The 20,405-nt window shown below is 43.5% G+C and carries 18 protein-coding genes; 6 read left to right on the forward strand and 12 right to left on the reverse strand.

Annotated features, from left to right (window positions below; all coding sequences use genetic code 11):
- Positions 1 to 144 precede the first annotated feature (144 nt).
- Together ACTQ9T_RS12225 and ACTQ9T_RS12230 are read left to right on the forward strand one after the other, a co-directional pair.
- Positions 145 to 1,164, forward strand: a complete 1,020-nt coding sequence (locus tag ACTQ9T_RS12225; protein WP_194619862.1) for an LLM class flavin-dependent oxidoreductase — start codon at positions 145 to 147, stop codon at positions 1,162 to 1,164.
- A 30-nt stretch (positions 1,165 to 1,194) separates the two neighbouring features.
- Positions 1,195 to 1,341 (forward strand): hypothetical protein, encoded by a 147-nt coding sequence (locus tag ACTQ9T_RS12230; RefSeq protein ID WP_189584903.1) that lies wholly within the window; start codon positions 1,195 to 1,197, stop codon positions 1,339 to 1,341.
- A 99-nt stretch (positions 1,342 to 1,440) separates the two neighbouring features.
- On the opposite strand, the gene ACTQ9T_RS12235 is transcribed toward ACTQ9T_RS12230, so the two are convergent.
- The 7 genes from ACTQ9T_RS12235 to ispF form a co-directional block, all read right to left on the reverse strand.
- Positions 1,441 to 2,472, reverse strand: coding sequence for an ornithine cyclodeaminase family protein (locus ACTQ9T_RS12235; protein WP_440465245.1), 1,032 nt, complete (start codon positions 2,470 to 2,472; stop codon positions 1,441 to 1,443).
- A gap of 194 nt (positions 2,473 to 2,666) precedes the next feature.
- Positions 2,667 to 3,566: a hypothetical protein gene (locus ACTQ9T_RS12240; protein WP_440465246.1), complete on the reverse strand. Its 900-nt coding sequence runs from the start codon at positions 3,564 to 3,566 to the stop codon at positions 2,667 to 2,669.
- Between the two features lie 165 nt (positions 3,567 to 3,731).
- Positions 3,732 to 4,691 carry an AEC family transporter gene (locus ACTQ9T_RS12245; RefSeq protein ID WP_440465247.1) on the reverse strand — a complete coding sequence of 320 codons (960 nt, stop codon included), beginning with the start codon at positions 4,689 to 4,691 and terminating at the stop codon, positions 3,732 to 3,734.
- A gap of 223 nt (positions 4,692 to 4,914) precedes the next feature.
- On the reverse strand, positions 4,915 to 6,810 hold the full coding sequence (mnmG, locus tag ACTQ9T_RS12250) for a tRNA uridine-5-carboxymethylaminomethyl(34) synthesis enzyme MnmG (RefSeq protein WP_440465248.1): 1,896 nt from the start codon (positions 6,808 to 6,810) through the stop codon (positions 4,915 to 4,917).
- Positions 6,811 to 7,082: 272 nt separating this feature from the next.
- Positions 7,083 to 7,670 carry a hypothetical protein gene (locus ACTQ9T_RS12255; RefSeq protein ID WP_413190346.1) on the reverse strand — a complete coding sequence of 196 codons (588 nt, stop codon included), beginning with the start codon at positions 7,668 to 7,670 and terminating at the stop codon, positions 7,083 to 7,085.
- Positions 7,671 to 7,871: 201 nt separating this feature from the next.
- Positions 7,872 to 8,222: a Grx4 family monothiol glutaredoxin gene (grxD, locus tag ACTQ9T_RS12260; protein WP_010201219.1), complete on the reverse strand. Its 351-nt coding sequence runs from the start codon at positions 8,220 to 8,222 to the stop codon at positions 7,872 to 7,874.
- A gap of 168 nt (positions 8,223 to 8,390) precedes the next feature.
- Positions 8,391 to 8,882 carry a 2-C-methyl-D-erythritol 2,4-cyclodiphosphate synthase gene (gene ispF / locus ACTQ9T_RS12265; RefSeq protein WP_194619872.1) on the reverse strand — a complete coding sequence of 164 codons (492 nt, stop codon included), beginning with the start codon at positions 8,880 to 8,882 and terminating at the stop codon, positions 8,391 to 8,393.
- Between the two features lie 278 nt (positions 8,883 to 9,160).
- On the opposite strand from ispF, the gene mnmA reads away from it, so the two are divergent.
- Positions 9,161 to 10,378 (forward strand): tRNA 2-thiouridine(34) synthase MnmA, encoded by a 1,218-nt coding sequence (gene mnmA / locus ACTQ9T_RS12270; RefSeq protein WP_440465313.1) that lies wholly within the window; start codon positions 9,161 to 9,163, stop codon positions 10,376 to 10,378.
- Positions 10,379 to 10,390: 12 nt separating this feature from the next.
- Here mnmA and ACTQ9T_RS12275 read toward each other — a convergent pair whose 3' ends face one another.
- Both ACTQ9T_RS12275 and ACTQ9T_RS12280 read right to left on the reverse strand, forming a co-directional pair.
- The gene (locus ACTQ9T_RS12275) at positions 10,391 to 11,140 is read right to left on the reverse strand and encodes a hypothetical protein (RefSeq protein ID WP_440465249.1); all 750 of its coding nucleotides are present in this window, start codon (positions 11,138 to 11,140) and stop codon (positions 10,391 to 10,393) included.
- Between the two features lie 205 nt (positions 11,141 to 11,345).
- Positions 11,346 to 11,747: a hypothetical protein gene (locus tag ACTQ9T_RS12280; RefSeq protein ID WP_440465250.1), complete on the reverse strand. Its 402-nt coding sequence runs from the start codon at positions 11,745 to 11,747 to the stop codon at positions 11,346 to 11,348.
- 316 nt (positions 11,748 to 12,063) lie between these two features.
- On the opposite strand from ACTQ9T_RS12280, the gene purB reads away from it, so the two are divergent.
- The gene (purB, locus tag ACTQ9T_RS12285; RefSeq protein ID WP_440465251.1) at positions 12,064 to 13,455 is read left to right on the forward strand and encodes an adenylosuccinate lyase; all 1,392 of its coding nucleotides are present in this window, start codon (positions 12,064 to 12,066) and stop codon (positions 13,453 to 13,455) included.
- A gap of 40 nt (positions 13,456 to 13,495) precedes the next feature.
- Complete coding sequence (locus tag ACTQ9T_RS12290) at positions 13,496 to 14,134, forward strand: DUF2238 domain-containing protein (protein WP_440465252.1); 639 nt, start codon at positions 13,496 to 13,498, stop codon at positions 14,132 to 14,134.
- 25 nt (positions 14,135 to 14,159) lie between these two features.
- Here ACTQ9T_RS12290 and ACTQ9T_RS12295 read toward each other — a convergent pair whose 3' ends face one another.
- Entirely contained in the window at positions 14,160 to 14,345 is a 186-nt protein-coding gene (locus ACTQ9T_RS12295; RefSeq protein WP_010201200.1) for an NF038104 family lipoprotein, read from the reverse strand.
- A 167-nt stretch (positions 14,346 to 14,512) separates the two neighbouring features.
- Between ACTQ9T_RS12295 and ACTQ9T_RS12300 the strand changes: the two genes are divergently transcribed.
- Entirely contained in the window at positions 14,513 to 15,685 is a 1,173-nt protein-coding gene (locus ACTQ9T_RS12300; protein WP_440465253.1) for a JmjC domain-containing protein, read from the forward strand.
- A gap of 142 nt (positions 15,686 to 15,827) precedes the next feature.
- On the opposite strand, the gene ACTQ9T_RS12305 is transcribed toward ACTQ9T_RS12300, so the two are convergent.
- Both ACTQ9T_RS12305 and putA read right to left on the reverse strand, forming a co-directional pair.
- Positions 15,828 to 16,517, reverse strand: coding sequence for a 1-pyrroline-5-carboxylate dehydrogenase (locus ACTQ9T_RS12305; RefSeq protein WP_201588386.1), 690 nt, complete (start codon positions 16,515 to 16,517; stop codon positions 15,828 to 15,830).
- Between the two features lie 11 nt (positions 16,518 to 16,528).
- Positions 16,529 to 19,804 carry a bifunctional proline dehydrogenase/L-glutamate gamma-semialdehyde dehydrogenase PutA gene (gene putA, locus ACTQ9T_RS12310; protein WP_440465314.1) on the reverse strand — a complete coding sequence of 1,092 codons (3,276 nt, stop codon included), beginning with the start codon at positions 19,802 to 19,804 and terminating at the stop codon, positions 16,529 to 16,531.
- Positions 19,805 to 20,405: the final 601 nt, after the last annotated feature.

The raw sequence follows: 20,405 nt of genomic DNA on the forward strand, positions 1-20,405 counted from the left end.
TTACCCTCATTAACACACCTCTTTATATTTACAGTAACTACCCCATAATATGAAGTGACAAGCGTTCAATGGTTGCTATAAACAGCCTATATAAGACTGTCAGAACGACCATGAATGCTTTTAACTTTATAAAACAGGTGATCTATGAGTAATACCATTCCCTTATCCTTTTTAGACTTAGCCCCCGTTCCTGAAGGTCATACCATTGCTGAAGGTATCGCCCAGACGGTTGAGACCGCACAGCTTGCAGAAAAAGTCGGCTTAAACCGTTATTGGATGGCAGAACATCACAACATGCCTGGCATTGCGAGTGCGGCGACCTCAGTACTACTAGCGCATATTGGTAGTCAAACCGAGCGCATACGTATCGGAGCTGGCGGCGTAATGCTTCCTAACCATGCCCCACTGGTGATTGCTGAGCAATTCGGGACGTTACAAGCGCTCTATGGCGACCGTATCGACTTAGGTTTAGGACGTGCTCCTGGTACAGATGGCGCGACTTTTCAGGCACTACGCCGTCAAATGCAAGATGCTGATCGTTTTCCACAAGATGTACAGGAATTAATGTACTTTTTAGGCAATACGACTGACAACAGTCCTGTCCAAGCATTCCCTGGCGCTAAATCAAATATTCCTATCTGGATATTAGGCTCATCGCTTTTTGGGGCGACCTTGGCCGCACATTTAGGACTGCCTTACGTGTTCGCTTCCCACTTTGCACCGCAAATGCTTAGTCAGGCAATCTCTACTTATCGTGAACAGTTCAAGCCTTCAGCCTATTTAGACAAGCCATATGTGATGGTAGCAGCGAACTTACTATTGGCTGATGACGATGCGACTGCCCATTATCACTTTACCTCAGCGCAGCAGAGCTTCGTACGTTTGCGCCGTGGTGAAACGGGTCAAATGCCAAAACCAACTTACGATATGGATAGCATCTGGAGTCAAGCAGAGAAAATGATGGTGGACAATGCGCTATCGATCTCGTTCATTGGCTCTGTTGAAACGGTCAAGCCCAAATTGGCTAAGTTCCTTGCCCAATATCAGCCAGATGAGTTGATTGTCACTGCAAACGTCTATGATCAAGCAGCACGTTTGCGTTCACTTGAACTTACACCTGAGCTAAACTTGTTTACTTTACAATCGGCAGCCGCACTTGCATAATCATTCATAACTTTTAATGAGATTATGGTTATGGAACCGTCTGCCTTTATTGGTTCGTCAATATTTTTGTACATTATAGCGTTCATCGCTGTTATGGTCGTTGGTGGGTATTTAACGTATCGTACCAGTCCAAAACGCAAACAGCGCCGTGAAGATAAGCGCGATAGAGATAACTAAAGCTAATGTCAAAAGCCCCCTTTTCTTATTTGAAAAGGGGGCTTTTTTATTGCTGATTAAGGTATAGCACTGTTGCCAATTGTTCTGTGATAAACAGTATTACCAATCAACTGATGAGCCGATATTTTTTTGCACAGCCTGCTTGGCAATATACAGAGCGACTGCCGCATCGAAACTGGCGGCACCTACTGATTTAAATAGGGTGATGCCTTTTTTAGACTTAGTCATATCTTCTTTTAGCTCGCCTGTTACCAGTGCTTGTAAATCGCCACTAAGGTCATCCCATGTCCATGAGCAGTCAGAAGCATTATGCGCTTGAATCAAATCGCCAGCCTCGTGACGACTACCAGCCAAATCATCCACGACGACCATATTACTACCTGCTACCACATCATTGCTAATCTCTTTCATCGAGGGCTGATAAGCACCAACGGCATTGATATGTGCATCAGATTTAATTTGTTCGATGCTAAATAAGCCTTCGGTTGCACGAGTTGCTACGTTGATAATATCGGCATCACGGATAGCTTCACCGATCTCCTTGCAAACCTGAATCTCAACGTCCCATTGCGCATAATCACGAGCAAATTTAGTCTTAAATTGCTCAGCACCTTCATTGTTTCTGTTCCATAAATACACTTTTTTAGTATCAGGGCGCACTGTCATTACAGCATGCAGCTGCTCATAAGCCATACCGCCACAACCGACAACCGCCACACTTTGGCAATCAGACTTTGCCATGTATTTGGTTGCGATACCTGATAAGGCGGCCGTACGCACTTGCGTAATATAAATGCCATCCATAATCGCTAATATCTCACCTGTATCATTGTTGGAGACAGTGATGATAGCGGTGGTCGTTGGCATATTACGACTGGGATTATCAGGGCAAATGGTGACTAGCTTCACCGTGGTGTACTCTTGGTCACCATCATAAATAGTCGCTGGCATTGATAAATGCGAGCCTGAGCTGTGCTTACTATCTTCACTAAAGGTCTCAATAACCAAGCGCTCAGGTGCTTTAACCCAATTAGGATGTGCTGCTTGCTGAGTTAATAAGCTTTCAACCGCCTCAATCGCAGCTTGCATATTGAGATGTTCGGTCACTACCGCTTGATTTAATAATTGCACTTGAACGCTCCTTGCTTATTTAATTTATGAACTTATATTTGTATTTATTATAGAGTTATTTTTACATCCATTTATACAATACCCATGTACGTCTTATAATGCCTTTATCTATCAGGCAAGACAATAGCAGCATTTTCAAAATTCACAACAAAATTAATTAAAAGCAAAGATAGTCATACGTAATTTATAATCAATTAAAATGCAGGTGCCGCCATTTCTGGCTCTGGCGTGAGCACTGGTGCAGCGATTTTTGTACTACTATTTTTCGTGTTTAGGCTAGTCATGCTGGGCGACATACTTTGCATATTTCGTCGTAGTACTGCCATTTTTACTTTGCTATTAGGGTCATTCATTAGCTCATACAGATCAATAACTATCTGACAAACTGTTTGTTTATCTTCAACTGATACAGCATTTTTCGGATTTATGAGTAACGTTATATCTTCACCATGTTTTCTCATTAATTGTTTAAATATTTTCTTCTCCATTTTATCCATATCTCTTTGAGAAGCGACTGCTTTGCCTATTTTATTGTCGTTAATAATAGTCAAAACAGCCTCTTGCATACCACTTTCTGTAAACACTTCATCTACTATATTCATCTCAGCATGGGTAATGTCATCTTGATTATGCATCATGTCGTAGCATAAAGTTCCACCCTTATTTTTGAGCAGACTGATTGTTTGAGAATAGGATTTAGTGAATTTATAACGAGAGTTATCACTTGCATCGATAACAAGCTTTAAGGCTAAAGGAGCTAATAGTTGATCAGCAAATAAAACAACTTCACTTTCATTAAGTTTATTTATTTTTGATTCAAGCTTAACCTCTTCAACTATTGACTGGTACTCTTTAGGATATTTTTGCTTCAAGGTAACAAATATCTTTTCTTTTTGTAGTTGCTTTTCAACATTAACGCTTGGCGTTATTAAATTAAGTATTCCATTCGTAATACCAAAAAAAACGATCGTCAGTATAAAAGCAACTATAATACGCAACAATTTTTGGTTATCATCAAAGAAATTCTTGGAAACTTTATAAGCGGCATAAACACAAGCAACAGCAATTAAATTCTTTAATATAATAAATAGCATTTAGTTACCTGAAGTTAGACTCAATAGTGTCTTTATATTGTTATAGATAGTAATTTTAGGTAACAATACATCACAGATTTAAATATTTCAATAAAAACCTGACTAAATTTCATTAATACTAAATTAGAGTCAATTAGGTTCCCATGTAATTAAGGATGATATAGTTCAAATAAGACCTATACCACGCAACGTCGCCGCGCCAATCGCCATTCCAAACATGCCTACGACGGTGGTAAAAGCTAAGATATTCGCGGCTAACACATCATTGCCACCCATGGCTTTTGCCATCACGTAGCTGGCGGCAGCTGTGGGTGAGGCTGCCATCAAAAACAATACACCCATATGCACACCTGATAGACCAAAACCCAATCCAATAGCGATGGCGATCAATGGCGCAATGACAATACGACCGATACTGGCCTGCATGGACAATCCAGAAGGGTGCAGCATTGACTTCAAATCAATACTGGCACCGGCGCAAATCAACGCTAACGGCAATGCCACCGCGGCGAGTAAATCACCAGTCGTATGAATCACACCCGTAATAGGTGGTAGCGGTAACGCCTTATAAGCAAATGCCGCTACCAATGCGATGATCAATGGATTGGTAAACAGTTTTTTAACAATCATGGTACTGCGACTAACCCACGTATCATCCACACTTTTAGAAACGCGACTGAGGGTTATAACCGCTAAGATATTAAACAATATCGTGACCACACCCATATAGACTGCGCCGATGCTTAAGCCCCGCTCCCCATAGGCATTAGCCACCGTTGCCAGTCCAATAATGGCCATGTTGCTCCGAAATATGCCTTGTACAAACACCCCTTGATCAGCCGGTTTGCTCACAAAATATTTGGCGTAAATCTCTGCACCAATAAACAAAATAAATGTCACCAAAATACCAGCTACTATCAGTGTGATTTGTTTGCTGTAATCGACATCACTATCGACAACGCTAAAAAAAAGCAAACACGGCAAACAGTAATTAAAGACAAAGCTCGATGCTTGGTCAATAAATGTCTGGCTCGCCTCACCACGTCTTTGCATAAAAAAACCCAACCACATTAAGGCAAGGTTGGGCAGGACAATAGTAATGGCAAAGACAATAGCATCAATCATAAATAGGCTCAATTCGATGACAAGCCCATCATAATATGGACATCAACGAGATAAATTAACAAGTAATAATGAAACTTTCTGACCCAGTATAGAGACAAAGTAGCCTGTAAAACAAGGTTGTGTCGTTTTCTTTTGATGGCAACTTTATTTTTGACAAATAAAAGCCCGTGATAACGTATTATCACGGGCTTTTTTGTACTCTATATGCGTGATTGTGCTAAGTTTAAGAGCCCAAAGCCGCTTTCGCTTTTTTGTGTTTTTTAACCGTCATTGCCAAAAGCTGTATGGCAGCAGGCGTAACGCCACTCACACGTCCAGCTTGAGCCAGCGTAGCAGGACGAACTTGCGTGAGCTTTTGCACAATCTCATTTGATAATCCTGATACCACACTGTAATCAAAGTCTAGTGGCAGTGCAGTATTCTCTAGACGCTTCATTTGATCGATGTCTTCTTGCTGACGATCGATATAACCTGCGTATTTGACAGAAATCTCTATCTGCTCACCCACTTGTGTGTCGACTTTTGAGTCTGTAATAGCAGCAATATCAGCAAAGTGAATCTGCGGACGCTTAAGCAAATCAAAGGCTGTCGATTCTTTAGAGAGCACTTCACCAGTTTGTTCAGTGACTTGTTTGCCTAGCGCATTGGCAGGTGTTGCCCACATGTCTTTTAGACGTGAAGTCTCTGTCGTAATCGCTTCCATTTTTTCTTGATAAGCCTGCCAGCGCACATCATCTACCAAGCCAAGCTTACGACCCGTCTCAGTTAAGCGTTGATCTGCATTGTCTTCACGTAGCAGCAGGCGATATTCTGCGCGGCTCGTAAACATACGATATGGCTCAGTCGTACCATGGGTAATCAAATCATCAACAAGCACACCAAGATACGCTTCATCGCGGCGCGGTGTCCACGTCTCAAACTCACTATTATTAGTGGTGACGAGTGCCGCATTAGTACCTGCTAGTAGACCCTGCACGCCCGCTTCTTCATAGCCAGTCGTTCCGTTAATTTGACCCGCGAAATACAAACGATCAATAGACTTGGTCTCAAGCGTTGGCTTTAGGTTTTGTGGATCAAAGTAATCATATTCAATCGCATAACCTGGGCGAGTAATATGCGCGTTTTCTAACCCTTTCATACTATGAATAAAGTCTAACTGCACATCAAACGGCAAGCTGGTCGAGATACCATTTGGATATAGCTCGTGCGTGGTCAGACCTTCTGGCTCAATAAATATCTGATGGCTGTCTTTATCCGCAAAACGATGGATTTTGTCTTCAATCGATGGACAATAACGTGGACCCACGCCTTCGATTTTGCCAGAGAACATCGGTGAGCGGTCTAAATTCTCACGGATAATGTCATGGGTGCGCGCGTTGGTATGCGTGATATAGCAGTTGACCTGCTCTGGATGCATAGACACATCACCCATATAACTCATCACTGGCAACGGTGTATCACCGGGTTGTACCGTCATCACACTAAAGTCGACGCTACGAGCATCAATACGCGCTGGCGTACCTGTCTTTAGACGACCTACTGGCAATTTTAATTCACGTAAACGGTCAGCCAGCTTGATAGACGGTTGATCTCCTGCGCGTCCACCTTTAGAGTTTTCAAGTCCGATGTGAATAACACCGCCTAGGAAGGTGCCTGAAGTCAAAACCACTGTTTCAGTCTTAAAGATAATGCCTGTCGAGCTGACAACCGCCGTTGCGCGACCATTTTCTACCAAAATATCATCAGCGCCTTGCTGAAATAAATCTAGGTTGGGCTGGTTCTCTAATGTATGACGGATGGCAGCTTTGTACAAAATACGATCCGCTTGCGCACGTGTCGCGCGTACGGCAGCACCTTTACGGCTGTTCAATACGCGAAACTGAATACCCGCTTTATCAGTTGCTAGCGCCATGGCACCGCCCAACGCATCAATCTCACGTACCAAGTGTGATTTACCAATTCCGCCAATCGCTGGATTACAGCTCATCTGCCCCAACGTCTCAATATTATGCGTCAACAGCAAGGTCTGCGCGCCCATACGTGCGGCTGCCAAGGCAGCTTCCGTACCGGCATGACCGCCACCGATAACTACCACGTCGTAATGTTTTGGATATTGCATGCATGCCTCGCTTGAATGACGATATTTCTGGCGACAAGTTATGGATTATTAACCATAACTTGTCGCGTGATGAATAGGCGTCAATCGTATTTTAAGAACGGATAAGGTAAATCGCCAAAAACCTTTAGAAACAAAAGGAGCTGAATAGATAACTGGTCATTATAACAATTTTTTGATGCTTAAAAAACGTTACTGCAAAAACTATTGAAATTAAGCTTTCGCAGTACCCTTTAACCCATGAGCACTTTCTCGCAAATGCTAAATTAGCATGATTACTTCAGGTCTAAGCTGTTACCAGGACTCAGCGGTACAATACGATCTGCCTGACCACTACCCAGCATATGATGGCTACCATAACCCTCTGGATTGATCTGTAAATAGGCATTCATCAAACCAATGGCATCACCATCGTCACTGGCTAAAATCTGTTCTTTAATCATATCTACTGGCGGCAATGGCAAGTTCTTAAGTAGTGCCAAGCGCTGATCGTTATCACCTTTATTGACAACCAGCTCAATAAGCTGGCGCGCGTCAATCGGTAGATCTGGCGTGTTTTGTGCCAGCAAAGCTAAATGGTAAGCACCTGCCGTATCTTGATCCGCAACGACACGTTGTTCGATAGCAATATAAGTGCCTTCAGTTGCACCGCCCGCCACACTGAGCTGATGAATACATTTGAGTGCTGAATTTGGCTCGTTACCTGCAATTTCTGTAATGCGTGTCGATTCACTTTTTAAGTAGTCACGGCGCTTTTCAATCGCAGCTTGCTCGGCGGCTTCTTGCTGCTTATCTTTTTGGTCATTTTCTTGATCAGCAGCTTGTGGTTCAGTGAGTTCATTATTATTTGATTTAGTATTCATAAGGCTCTCTTGTTATGTAAACTGGGTTTATCTTGAACACTATATGGGGTTAAAACCTATAAAAACAATCAATTGCATAGACAATAAAAAACCCGAGCAGCCAGTCCAATCTGTTAAGAGAGGCTACTCGGATTCGCTGTGCTTCATGATTATGCGACGATTATTTAGACATTAACACAGTCCAATAAAAGCGCTTAAATATTAGGCAGCAGGGCTGTTTGCTTCAACCAACGGCTTAAGCTCACCTGATTGATACATCTGCAAAATGATATCTGATCCGCCCATCAACTCGCCATCAATCCATAACTGAGGGAACGTTGGCCAATTGGCAACTTTTGGCAACGTTGCACGAATTTCTGGGTTTTCTAAAATATTTACAAAGGCAAACGGACGACCGATCTGAGTAAGAACCTCAATCGATTTAGCAGAAAAGCCACATTGTGGAAATTGCGGCGTGCCTTTCATGTATAAGATAACTTTATTATCTTTGATTTGATCACGGATCAATTGTTCAACATCGTTTGCAGCAGTATTTGGGGTTTGTTCACTCATAAAAGCTCCTATTGATAAAGCGGTTCATTAAAACGGTTATTTATATAACAAAATAATTATATGAAGATATGGGGCAATTGTCATAGTATTACAAGCAAAATCTACATATCGGTTCAGCCAATCATTCTTTTAGTCAATCGCTCTCTAGCTAGGTTCGATGACGTTAGGTTAGATGGCAGGAACTAATAATACCACGGCATTAGCCATGATGCCTTCTTGCCGACCGGTAAAGCCTAGTTTTTCAGTGGTGGTAGCCTTAACGCTGATATTTCCAATATCAGTATGTAAATCACTGGCGATATTGTCACGCATGGCTTGACTGTGCGGCGCCAGCTTTGGACGTTCGCACATCACAGTAATATCAGCATTGCCTAGCCGATACCCTGCTTCTTGTACTTTACCATAGACATAACGTAGCAAGACTCGTGAATCCAAGCCTGCATGCGCCGCATCGGTATCAGGAAAATGTTGACCGATGTCACCAAGCGCCAGTGCACCAAGCAGTGCATCAGCAAGCGCATGTAACACCACATCACCGTCAGAATGCGCAAGCAAACTGTGGGTATGCTCAATGGGCACGCCCGCTAAGATGACATATTGCTGCTGCTGACCATTATTATGAAAAGCATGAACGTCGATACCTTGACCAATTTTTATCATTATTATTCCAAATTGAGCGTGATTAAAATAATTGAAAACCACTATCTGAATTTTTAAAGCTATTTTCTGACGGTAAGACCGCTTAGCTCGCCACCAGTTTTAATTAACTGGTATAATATGACGCTTATTTTATCATAATACCCAGTCTAAGAGATAAGTCCAAAAGATAAGCTGAGATTATCAAATCGCTAAGCCTGTTAACCCTAGGGGTTACATTAATTTCAGTAGTCGTTCAAATTTGGATAAGGTATAAAAAGTTGAGCCGCTCTATGTCAGTCATGCCAAACACTTCAAGCATACCCGTTTCTGATTCTTTTAACGCCCAGCGTACTTTAACGCTTGCCGATATCGATAATCCTAGCAGCAAGCATGTGATTGTCGGTATGTCAGGCGGGGTCGACTCTTCCGTATCGGCCGTCTTGCTTCAGCAAGCAGGCTTTAAGGTCGAAGGCCTGTTTATGAAGAACTGGGAAGAAGATGATGGCACCGAATACTGTACGGCGATGGATGATTTGGCAGACGCGCAAGCCGTCTGTGACAAAATCGGTATGAAGCTGCACACGGCCAATTTTGCCATGGAATATTGGGATCGTGTTTTTGAGCATTTTTTGGCGGAATATAAAGCGGGACGCACCCCAAACCCTGATATCTTGTGTAATAAAGAAATTAAATTTAAAGCATTCTTAGACTATGCCTTGACCCTTGGTGCTGACTACATCGCTACTGGTCACTATACTCGGCGCAGTATGAATTACACCAACGCCAATGGTGATGAAGTTGCTCAGCTCTTACGTGGTCTAGATAACAATAAAGATCAAAGCTACTTTTTACATGCTGTCGGTGGCGACAAAATTGCCAAGACATTATTCCCAGTCGGTGAGCTCGAAAAACCTGTCGTACGTCAGATTGCAGAAGAGCATGACTTAGCGACGGCCAAAAAGAAAGACTCTACGGGTATCTGCTTTATTGGTGAGCGCCGTTTCAAAGACTTTTTACAGCAGTACTTGCCTGCCCAAAAAGGCGATATCGTGACTGACGATGGGCATACTATCGGCACTCATGATGGCTTGATGTATTACACCTTGGGGCAGCGCGGCGGTATCGGTATTGGCGGTGTCAAAGACCGCGTAGAGGCACCTTGGTTTGTATTGGCAAAAGATTTGGGCAAAAACCGTTTGATCGTCGGTCAAGGGCATGAACATCCAATGATGCTTAGCAATGAGCTGACGGCTTATAAAATGGATTGGGTCGACGGCCTGCCACCTGCAGAAGTGTTTACGACAGAAGGTCTACTCTGTATGGCAAAGTCTCGCTATCGTCAGCCAGACCAAGCGTGTCATGTATTTGCAACAAGTGCTGACGGAAACGATGTCCGCGTGGTGTTTGACGAGCCTCAACGTGCCGTCACTCCAGGTCAGTCAGCCGTTTTTTATATCAATGAAGTATGTCTAGGTGGCGGCGTGATTGCCACGATTGATGCGCCTTGTGGATTCTAAATATAATATAACTTAGTTTTGGGCGGTCGCTGTTACTGCCCCGCTATTGTTTGTACTTAGCTTACTGTCTTCGACGTTATATATCTGATACGTCAACTGTGCGATTGGCTGTAGCTCTGACGTGAACTGATAAAAGCGAATGTCATAGCTGCCTTGCAGCCAACCATCATCTGGTTTAAAGCTGACCCAATTTTGATTACTATTGGTCACGATGTCTTTTTTCTCAAACAGTAACACTTGCCCTGTCTGGTTATTGACCCACTTCACAAACACAAAAGGACTGGCAGGTACTTTGCCTGCCGTATCCATGTGCGCAAACAAAGTGGCATTTTTATCTATAGTGGACGTATCCATTGATAGAGATGGCATGATGCGCGTGAGTGATAATTTAACCTCACCGACGAGTGGTTGATTGTCATTTTCTTTATACAACTCCTCAACCGCACGCTGGGCAAATTGACGTTTGTCAGAGAGCGCCTCGCCTGCGCCTTGTGACATAAACCGATCAATGTACTGTCCTAGCATATAGTCAGGCATTTTATTGACGATATCTAAAGCTTGCTCTTGTGAATAATCATGCATAGAGCTTATGGGCTTCTCTCCTGCCACTGGCATGTTGTTACCATTCTGATGTTCAAGCGCTTGGAGCTCTTTTGGTAGCTTGCTTTCTTCTTGTCCAAAGCCTAAATCAGTATCGTCCTGCAATAACGTTGCTGCCTGCTGGCGGCCTAGCATAACCTGATCCATCTGCTGCTTGGTCATAAACAGATAGGTACTTAAAACCCCGAAAACGAAAGCAATAACTATTGATGATATAAATAGGGTTTTTTCTTTCATAAGAGGATTTTTCTACTTTAAGGTTTATATAAAAAAGGTACTGACTATTTATGTAGACAATACCTTTTAATTTAAGAAACCGTTGATTTTAGTTTAAAAAACTAAACTTATAAAGTTAAGCCATTAGGTCTTAAGGACACTTAAATTCGACACCATTGATTTTAGCACTATTATTCACAAAGGTAGTATTTGTAGAATTGAAACCGCCGATATTACCGTCTATTACTAAACCTCTAGTAGAACATGTGATAGTTGCATTAGAATTGCTAGTCACATAAGTACAGCTACCACTACTTTTACCAGCTACAATATTACTTGATGTATTACATGAAGAGGCTCCTGCTGGAGTAGTTGGTGGTGTTAGTATCGGCGGCGTAGTTGGCTTTGTAGGAGTAGCTGGAGCTGTAGGACTGGTTGGGGTCGTTGGCTTGGCTGGCGTATTGTTATCACTACCACTGCTATCACTGTCACCACCGCAAGCGCTAAGCGCCAATGCTGAGCCTAACACTAAAACGCTAACGAATTTATTCATGATGTAATTTCCATTTAGTAAACTATTGACTGTTAAAACCAGCTTATTAAACCACCATTACATTTAAAAAACAATACTGTTACAAACATAAATCATTGGTTTTTATAAAAATATATATAGCGCTTCCCTACTATTGCTTTGGCAACATCAACAGTGCCTTATTTTTCCTTCAATCCGGCCTTTTTCATTCCCAACAATAAGCGCGAAATACGGTAAACACTCACTTTTCTTATGAGTTTTTGCTATAATTGCGCCACCAAAATATTCCTGCTGTCGTAGGCATTCATTCACTTTCTGTTAACTCAAAGGCATAACCATGACCCCACTTACCGCACTCTCCCCGATTGATGGCCGTTACGCATCAAAAGCTGACAGTTTACGTCCTTATTTGTCTGAATTCGGTCTAATCAAAGCTCGCGTGACAGTTGAAATCCGCTGGTTACAGTCTTTAGCTGACAACAGCGCAATTGGTGAATTAGCAGCATTTGATGACCAGACCAATGCTTTTTTGAATGCAATCGTTGATGACTTTAGTGAAGCAGATGCCCAAGCCATTAAAGACATTGAAGCCACGACCAATCATGATGTAAAAGCCGTTGAGTACTTCATCAAAGACAAATTCCGTGGTCAGGACGCCTTGGTTGATTCTCTTGAGTTCATCCACTTTGCCTGTACCAGTGAAGATATTAACAACTTGTCGTATGCGTTGATGCTCAAAGACAGCCGTGAGATAGTGGTTGCTAAGATGCAACAAGTGACCGATAGCATCATTGATTTGGCTATTACTCATGCAGACCAACCTATGTTGTCGCGTACCCATGGTCAGACCGCTAGCCCAACAACCCTTGGTAAAGAAATGGCAAACGTGGCCTATCGCCTAGCCCGTCAAATCAAACAAATCAAACAAGTAGAGCTATTGGGTAAAATCAATGGCGCGGTTGGTAACTACAATGCGCACTTCTCAGCTTATCCTGATGTTGATTGGCAAACGCATGCTGAGCAATTTATTAATGAGCGTTTAGAGCTAGCCTTTAATCCTTACACCACGCAAATTGAGCCGCATGATTACATCGCTGAGTTGTTTGATGTAGTAAGACGCTTCAATACCATTTTGATCGATTTTAACCGTGATATTTGGCAATATATCAGCTTAGGCTATTTCAAACAGCGTCTAAAAGACGGCGAAGTGGGTTCTTCTACCATGCCGCATAAAGTCAACCCGATTGATTTTGAAAACTCAGAAGGCAACTTGGGCGTTGCCAATGCGATGTTGGCACATTTGGGCGAAAAACTGCCTATCTCACGTATGCAACGCGATTTATCAGACTCAACCGTACTGCGTAATATCGGTGTTGGTTTAGCTCAAAGTATGATTGCTTTTGATGCTTGTCTAAAAGGCGTTGGTAAACTTGAATTAAATGCGCAGCGTTTAAATGACGACTTGAACAATGCACAAGAAGTATTGGCTGAGCCGATTCAAACCGTGATGCGTCGCTACCGCGTGGAAAACCCATATGAGAAGCTTAAAGCATTGACCCGTGGTAACGCCATGACTCGCGAAGCCATGCTCACGTTTGTTGAAAGTGATGAGTTGTCTGCCGTTAGCGATGCGGATAAAGCGCGCCTACGTGACATGACACCTGCCACCTATATTGGTAATGCCACTGAGCAAGCCCGCACGATTAAAGATTGGATTGCCAAGCTTTAGTTGGCTGCTATTAACAGCTAGCAAAAAATAAGCGGGCAACATGCAGCGAAACTTTAAATCTGTAGTTGTCAGTACTATGGCGGTATTCATCGTAATGGTGCTGGCAAGTATTGAGCCTCTAGAATGGTCAAGCTACCTACTACATCAGTTGGGTACCTTGATTTTTTTAGGGTTTATGCTGCTAGCCTATCGCTATTGGCATATTAGCTCACGCTCCTATGTCCTCGCTTCACTATTTCTATTCATTCATATTATCGGTGCACGTTATCTATACTCATATGTGCCCTATGATGATTGGACACAGCTCATATTTGGTGTCAGCTTAAACGACTTGTTTGGTTGGCAGCGTAATATGTATGACAGGCTCGTACATTTTAGCTATGGGCTTTTACTGTTCAGTGCGATGGTTGAGAGCTCAAAATTTATCTTTAGGATATCATCCATCAAACTTTTAATAGCCATTGCACTCATGATTAATATGTCATCAAGCCTGCTTTACGAGCTATTAGAATGGGGAATTGCAGCGACTTTATCGCCAGAAGCGGCAGAAGCTTACAATGGTCAGCAAGGTGATAGTTGGGATGCCCACAAAGACATGGCATTAGCGCTACTCGGTGGGCTGATTGCTGCGGTGATTACTCTATTTCAAACTCGCCACGATAATGTCGTGATCAAGTAGCCGGAAACAACAGCCGAATAATAAATTAATCATCTTTTTTGTCGTCATCACTGTCGCCCGGTATGATGGCTTTACCCACAGCGACGGTACCTTTAACCACACCTTTAGTGGTTTTATAAGCGATTTTAGCTGGTACGGTTACTATCTTGTGTACACAGGCTTGTAGTAAAAAAATACTAGCGATAATGACGATAAAATGTAATTTTTTCATAAACTTCCTACGATTGATGGGATGCTCTGATATTGACCATTAACAAGTAGCAATTAATGTCAATAAGACTGGTTATCAGATAAGCGATAATCATAAACTATTAAAACCTTCCTATAAAGTACTCCTCACGATTAATCTTATACCCATTTTCAGATATGGACTTATCAATGACCTCAATTCCCCTTTGTTTGCCCGACGCCATTACTCCTGAGCAATTTTTGAGCGAGTATTGGCAAAAAAAACCCTTGCTTATCAAGCAAGGTTTGCCACAGCTAATCGATATGTTTGAACCTGATGACATGCTTGGTCTAGCCCTTGAAGAAGATGCCAGCGCGCGTCTGCTGACCCAAGCAGCCAGTAAAAAAGAAGGCCAAGCGCAATGGCAACTCAAAAAAAGCCCATTGGCTGAAGCTGATTTTAATAAATTACCAGATCAATGGACCGTATTGGTGCAGAACATGGAACAGTGGTCACCAGAACTTGGTCAATTGTGGCAAGCCTTTGACTTTATACCTCAGTGGCAACGTGATGACATCATGGTTTCTTATGCGCCAAAAGGTGGTTCAGTCGGCAAACATTATGACGATTATGATGTATTTTTAGCGCAAGGATTTGGGTCTAGACGTTGGCAGCTGGGTAAATTCTGTGATAAAAACACTGAGTTCGTCGCCGATGAGCCGATTCGATTGTTTGACGATATGGGCGAGATTATATTTGATGAAATACTAGAAGCTGGTGACGTGCTTTATGTGCCGCCGAAACTATCGCATTTTGGTGTCGCACAAGATGATTGCCTGACTTTCTCTTTTGGCTGTCGTCGTCCAAATTTGATGCAAATCATCGATAGCTTGGCTGATATCGCTACCAACGATAGCGACTTATTTGTCCCAATGCTGTTGCCACAAGCGCTGCAAGCATCAGGTGAATTGCAAGCGAGCAGCATTAATGCCATCAAAGATCAGCTATTACAAATGCTACAGTCTGAGCGTGGTGATGATATCATTCGCCAAGCAGTGTCTGAAGTCGTCAGCAAGCGCCAGTATGATGCACTGATGCCAGAAGAGACACTGGATACGGATGAGCTGATACAAGCTCTAGCAGAAGGTGCCACGTTGCAAGCGGACTATAGCAATCGTTTACTCTATAGCCGGACTAGTGAGGGCATTACGCTATATGCCAATGGCCAGCGCATTGATGGGCTTGACGAGGCAGCAATCGCTGTATTGGTGCGCTTGGCCAATGGCGAACACCTAAATAGCCAAGATGTGACGGATATTGATGCAGATGATTTGAGCGAATGGCTAGAGAACGGCTGGGTGTGGATCGACGCGGCTGAATAACTTTGCATAAAGTTGCACTTAATTGGCTTATCTAGACATAAGAAAACCGATACCTGATTGATTCAGATATCGGTTTTTTTATACATATTACTTTTTAAGTTAGAGTCTTTATTGTGACATCAGACGTTACTTAAATCCTTGGCTAAGTACCAAGCTCAAGCAAGCTCGCATTACCACCAATAGCAGTGGTATTAATCGTTCTTACTCGCTCAGTGACAAAGCGATGAAGGTAATCAGGCGTTAGCATCTCTGACATGCCTTCCATATCGGTCACAGCAATTACTTGCGTCAAAATACCATCCGTATTGGCAAGCTCTTGACTGATTGTCTGTATTTCGCTGTTATTACCTGCAACAGCAACTTGCGCGAGACGGTCAATGTATAACAGCGTGATCGTTTGCGAATCATTAGCCACACTCAATACATCATCGCTAATGCCAGTATCATAAAGCACTTTTGCTGCTTCATCACACATCTCGGCCTGACTAGGACAATGCAATATCACTTCATTGCCCGTCAATAATGCAGCGATTAGCTGTCCAAGTACTGCCATTGCACGCGCAGACTCACCGCCGATAACCATCGTCTTACCACGACCAGTGACATATAAGTCGTTGGACTCACCCGTTGCACCTGTCATACGCTGTACTTCATCCAGACTGGGCGCGGCGCTCAATAAGTGATGGAATAGACGCTTTGCCTTGTTGACATCACCAGTCAGCAGCGCCAGTTTTGGGATGGCTGCTTGTAGATACGTTGCACGATTGACTGCGCCAAGTAATCGCCAAGCTTCACAAACCTGGGCATGATTTTTTTTAAATTCAGTCGCCATGTTGCTGCTCCTTATGCGATTTCTGGTTGAGTAAGTGATTCAGTTTTAGTATTGGTAGCAGTGTTTTGCTCAGTAGCACTTGTTTGCTCAGTAGCGACTGACTCAGAGCTTAGTTGCATGAGACGGGCAACGTAATGTGGACCACCCGCTTTTGGACCCGTACCCGATAGACCACAGCCACCGAACGGCTGTACGTTTACGACCGCACCGATTTGGTTACGGTTGACATAGGTATTACCGACAAAGGCACGACGTTCAATATGCTCAACAATATTTTCAATACGGCTGTGAATACCTAGCGTTAAGCCAAAGCCAGTAGCATTGATAGCATCGATAAGCTTGTTTAAATCACGGGCTTGATAACGTAGCACATGTAATATCGGGCCAAAGTGCTCACCACCAATCACGTCGATACTTTTGACTTCAATCGCGGTTGGTAACACAAAGGTAGACTGCTCTTGACTGACAACCGAGCTGGCACTCATCGGTGTCTGCGCCAAGATATTCGCCGTTGGCTCAGCGACCATGCGTTCGATATGCGCCTCAAGACCTTGCTTGGCATCATTATCAATGACTGGGCCGACATCGGTAGCTGCATACAGCGGGTTACCCACGACTAGTTCAGCCATATTGCCTTGCAGTAGCTCGATCAACTCATCAGCCACTTCTTCTTGTACACAGAGTATGCGACAAGCTGAACAACGCTGACCTGCCGAACCAAAGGCAGACAGTACGGCATCTCTGACCACTTGTTCAGGCAAGGCTGTTGAATCGACAATCATGGCGTTCTGACCACCTGTCTCAGCGATAAACACGGGCAACTCCCCGCTGGCTTGCGCATGATCATTTAGACTTTGATTGATACGTTGCGCTGTTTGGGTCGAACCAGTAAAGATGACACCAGATAAATTGTCAGCGGCGGTTAATGCCCCACCCACTTCACCTGCTCCAGTGACAAACTGTAGCGCCTCGACTGGCACCCCAGCTTGATACATCAGCTGCGCACCGAAATGCGCGATTAAACTGGTTTGCTCAGCAGGTTTTGCGACAACGGTATTACCGGCGGCAAGTGCTGCCACAATCTGACCGGTATAAATAGCCAATGGGAAGTTCCAAGGGCTAATGCATACAAAGGTGCCGCGCGCTTTATACACTTGACGCGACTGCTTGCCAGATAGGTCAGTAAACTCATGCGCTTTTGCGTCTAAGCGTTCCGCTTCATCCGCATAAAAACGGCAGAAATCAACGGCTTCTTTGATCTCATCAATACTGTCTTGCATGGTCTTGCCAGCTTCAACTTGGCACAAGGCCATTAGTTCAGCATAGTTTTCTTCGTAGAGATCAGCGGTTTTGCGCAATATTGCCGCACGTTTTGCCGCTGGCACTGCTTGCCACGCGCTTTGTCCAGCTACTGCGGCATCAATGGCTTGACGCGCCAACTCTGCATTGGCGTATTGTACGTCGCCTGCGATAACTTCATGATTCCACGGCGCACGCACTGTATGACTATCAAGCTTTTGAGCTTTACCATCCACTGAAGAGTCATGAATTGCTTGCCCATTGATGATAGGAGACGCTGACCATGTCTTTGTTAAATGACTGTCAATCGCGGCTTTGAATAATAGCCACTGCGACTCTACAAATATATTGGGACCAAAGCTGGCACGGCGATCGCCATAAATCTCTAAAGGCAACGGAATCTCTGGATTGTTTAACGTATCATTCGCTACTAGCTTGTCATACGGGTGCACCGTCAGCTTATCAATCGGATAAGACTTATCTAATAACTGATGCACAAATGAGCTATTTGCACCATTTTCAAGTAAACGACGTACTAGATATGGCAGTAAGTCTTTGTGCGCACCAACTGGGGCATAAATACGAACAGGGATCTTGTATGTTTGTAAGATATGGTCATAAAGCGCATCACCCATGCCATGCAAACGCTGAAATTCAAAATCTCTATGCGCACTCATGGTCATCACTGATGCCAACGTATGAGCATTATGGGTCGCAAATTGTGGCCAAATAAGTCCGCGCAGATGCTCAGACAACAAGAAGCGCGCACAGGCTAAATAAGCGGTGTCCGTGCCTTCTTTACGCGTCCAAACGGGATATCCTGACAAGCCTTTTTGTTGGGCAAGTTTAATCTCTGTATCCCAATAAGCGCCCTTAACCAAACGTAACGGGATACGATCGCCAACTTCTTTTGCCAAGCGTGCAAGCCAAGCAAAAATAGCAATGGCGCGCTTAGAGTAGCCTTGCACCACTATGCCCAATCCATCCCAACCAGCGGTTAGCGAATCACGATAGAGCGACTCAAACAGCTTTAGAGATATCTCAAGGCGATCGGCTTCTTCGGCATCGATGCTCAAATCCACATCCACTTCGCGTGCCGCTTCGATCAGCAATAAGCAACGCTGACGCAATAATCCCAACACCTGAGCTTCTTGCGTGGCTTCATAGCGTGGATGCAGTGCAGACAGCTTGATAGAAACAGACGGCTTTGGCATACCCTCTTGAACTTTGACATTGGCAGTCGCTTTGATCGCATGCAAATAGTCATTAAAGTATTTTTCAGCGTCTCTATGGGTAATCGCCGCTTCACCCAGCATATCGAACGAATAGGTATAGCCTTTATTGCGATACGGCTGACTGTTTTTGTTGGCGTCTTCAATCGTCTCACCAAGGACAAACTGATGCCCCATAATACGCATGGCTTTTTGCATCGCCGCCCGAATCATTGGCTCGCCCATTCTTTTGGTCATTCGATCCAAAAACCCTGAGGCAGTCGTGCCGTTGTCGATACTGACGACACGGCCGGTCATCATCATGCCCCACGTCGAGGCATTGACCATAAAACCATTGTCATCTTTTAAATGCTTTTTCCAATCCGCCACACTCATTTTGTCACGAATCAGCGCATCAGCCGTATAATTGTCTGGCACCCGAATCAAGGCTTCAGCCAGACTCATCAGCAAAATACCTTCTTGCGTATCAAGGCTGTATTCAAGTAATAATGAATCGACCATTTTGATCGCTTTGCCATCATTACGCACATACTCAACCAGCTGGCGCGTCTGGTCACTCGCAGCTTCACGCTCTTCGTCACTCGGTTTGGCAAGTGGCAATAAGTCAGACAACCAGCGCTGCTCATCAACACTATATAACGGTGAGATGCGTGCATACAGCTCATCTGCAGACAGGTCAATATAGTCTGGCGATAGCATATCGACAGGATTAAATAAAATCGGCTCTTTCGGGGTAAACTGCTCTACTGGGTTCATACCAACTCCATCACTATCGTCTAAAAACCATGATAAATGGTCCATGAGGAAAACTGAGCGCTCTGGTTCACTGTCTATAACCCTACCATATTTAATAGGAATTATTGACTGTGACTCACAGCAATAATCAAAAGACCAAACGGCGCCATCGTAAAACGAGCAAATCCAGCATAAGCTGGAAACGTTTAAGTAGGTCGTTCGAGTGTTAAACGGGCTACGTTAACAATATAAAGGCAACAACGAACAGTTAAGCGGCATTAGTGCCTTCTTCTTGTTAGTAGTGAAAGGAGTTCGATTAATGGTTCAAGGCTGAATATCATTAGGACAATAATCTATCGATTATCATGCTAATAAACCAAAATCTACCATCTTATATGACGCTAATTCACTGTAAGAAAAACCTCTACGGCGTTGATTGAGGTGATGCGCTTAACCTGGCTATGGTATCATGAAAAAAAATTTCAAACTAACGATATTTGGAATTTAAGACAATAAATATCTACTTTAAAAACAATTAGTTATAACCATCATAACGGCAATGACGCTTTAGTTATAATTTTTTGTTTACTATTGGTCATTAATTGTTTTGTAGAGCAGAGAA

It is taken from the genome of Psychrobacter sp. ASPA161_6, assembly GCF_051970285.1.
Taxonomy (GTDB): Bacteria; Pseudomonadota; Gammaproteobacteria; order Pseudomonadales; family Moraxellaceae; genus Psychrobacter; species Psychrobacter glaciei.

Bases quoted from the DNA above. Each gene is read 5' to 3' on its own strand.
- ACTQ9T_RS12290 (WP_440465252.1), top strand. From the start codon at position 13,496: ATGCAGCGAAACTTTAAATCTGTAGTTGTCAGTACTATGGCGGTATTC.
- ACTQ9T_RS12275 (WP_440465249.1), bottom strand. From the start codon at position 11,140: ATGACCAAGCAGCAGATGGATCAGGTTATGCTAGGCCGCCAGCAGGCA.
- putA (WP_440465314.1), bottom strand. From the start codon at position 19,804: ATGAACCCAGTAGAGCAGTTTACCCCGAAAGAGCCGATTTTATTTAAT.
- ACTQ9T_RS12280 (WP_440465250.1), bottom strand. From the start codon at position 11,747: ATGAATAAATTCGTTAGCGTTTTAGTGTTAGGCTCAGCATTGGCGCTT.
- ACTQ9T_RS12295 (WP_010201200.1), bottom strand. From the start codon at position 14,345: ATGAAAAAATTACATTTTATCGTCATTATCGCTAGTATTTTTTTACTA.
- ACTQ9T_RS12230 (WP_189584903.1), top strand. From the start codon at position 1,195: ATGGAACCGTCTGCCTTTATTGGTTCGTCAATATTTTTGTACATTATA.
- ACTQ9T_RS12225 (WP_194619862.1), top strand. From the start codon at position 145: ATGAGTAATACCATTCCCTTATCCTTTTTAGACTTAGCCCCCGTTCCT.
- ACTQ9T_RS12245 (WP_440465247.1), bottom strand. From the start codon at position 4,691: ATGATTGATGCTATTGTCTTTGCCATTACTATTGTCCTGCCCAACCTT.
- purB (WP_440465251.1), top strand. From the start codon at position 12,064: ATGACCCCACTTACCGCACTCTCCCCGATTGATGGCCGTTACGCATCA.
- ACTQ9T_RS12240 (WP_440465246.1), bottom strand. From the start codon at position 3,566: ATGCTATTTATTATATTAAAGAATTTAATTGCTGTTGCTTGTGTTTAT.
- mnmA (WP_440465313.1), top strand. From the start codon at position 9,161: ATGCCAAACACTTCAAGCATACCCGTTTCTGATTCTTTTAACGCCCAG.
- ACTQ9T_RS12300 (WP_440465253.1), top strand. From the start codon at position 14,513: ATGACCTCAATTCCCCTTTGTTTGCCCGACGCCATTACTCCTGAGCAA.
- ACTQ9T_RS12255 (WP_413190346.1), bottom strand. From the start codon at position 7,670: ATGAATACTAAATCAAATAATAATGAACTCACTGAACCACAAGCTGCT.
- ispF (WP_194619872.1), bottom strand. From the start codon at position 8,882: ATGATAAAAATTGGTCAAGGTATCGACGTTCATGCTTTTCATAATAAT.
- grxD (WP_010201219.1), bottom strand. From the start codon at position 8,222: ATGAGTGAACAAACCCCAAATACTGCTGCAAACGATGTTGAACAATTG.
- mnmG (WP_440465248.1), bottom strand. From the start codon at position 6,810: ATGCAATATCCAAAACATTACGACGTGGTAGTTATCGGTGGCGGTCAT.
- ACTQ9T_RS12305 (WP_201588386.1), bottom strand. From the start codon at position 16,517: ATGGCGACTGAATTTAAAAAAAATCATGCCCAGGTTTGTGAAGCTTGG.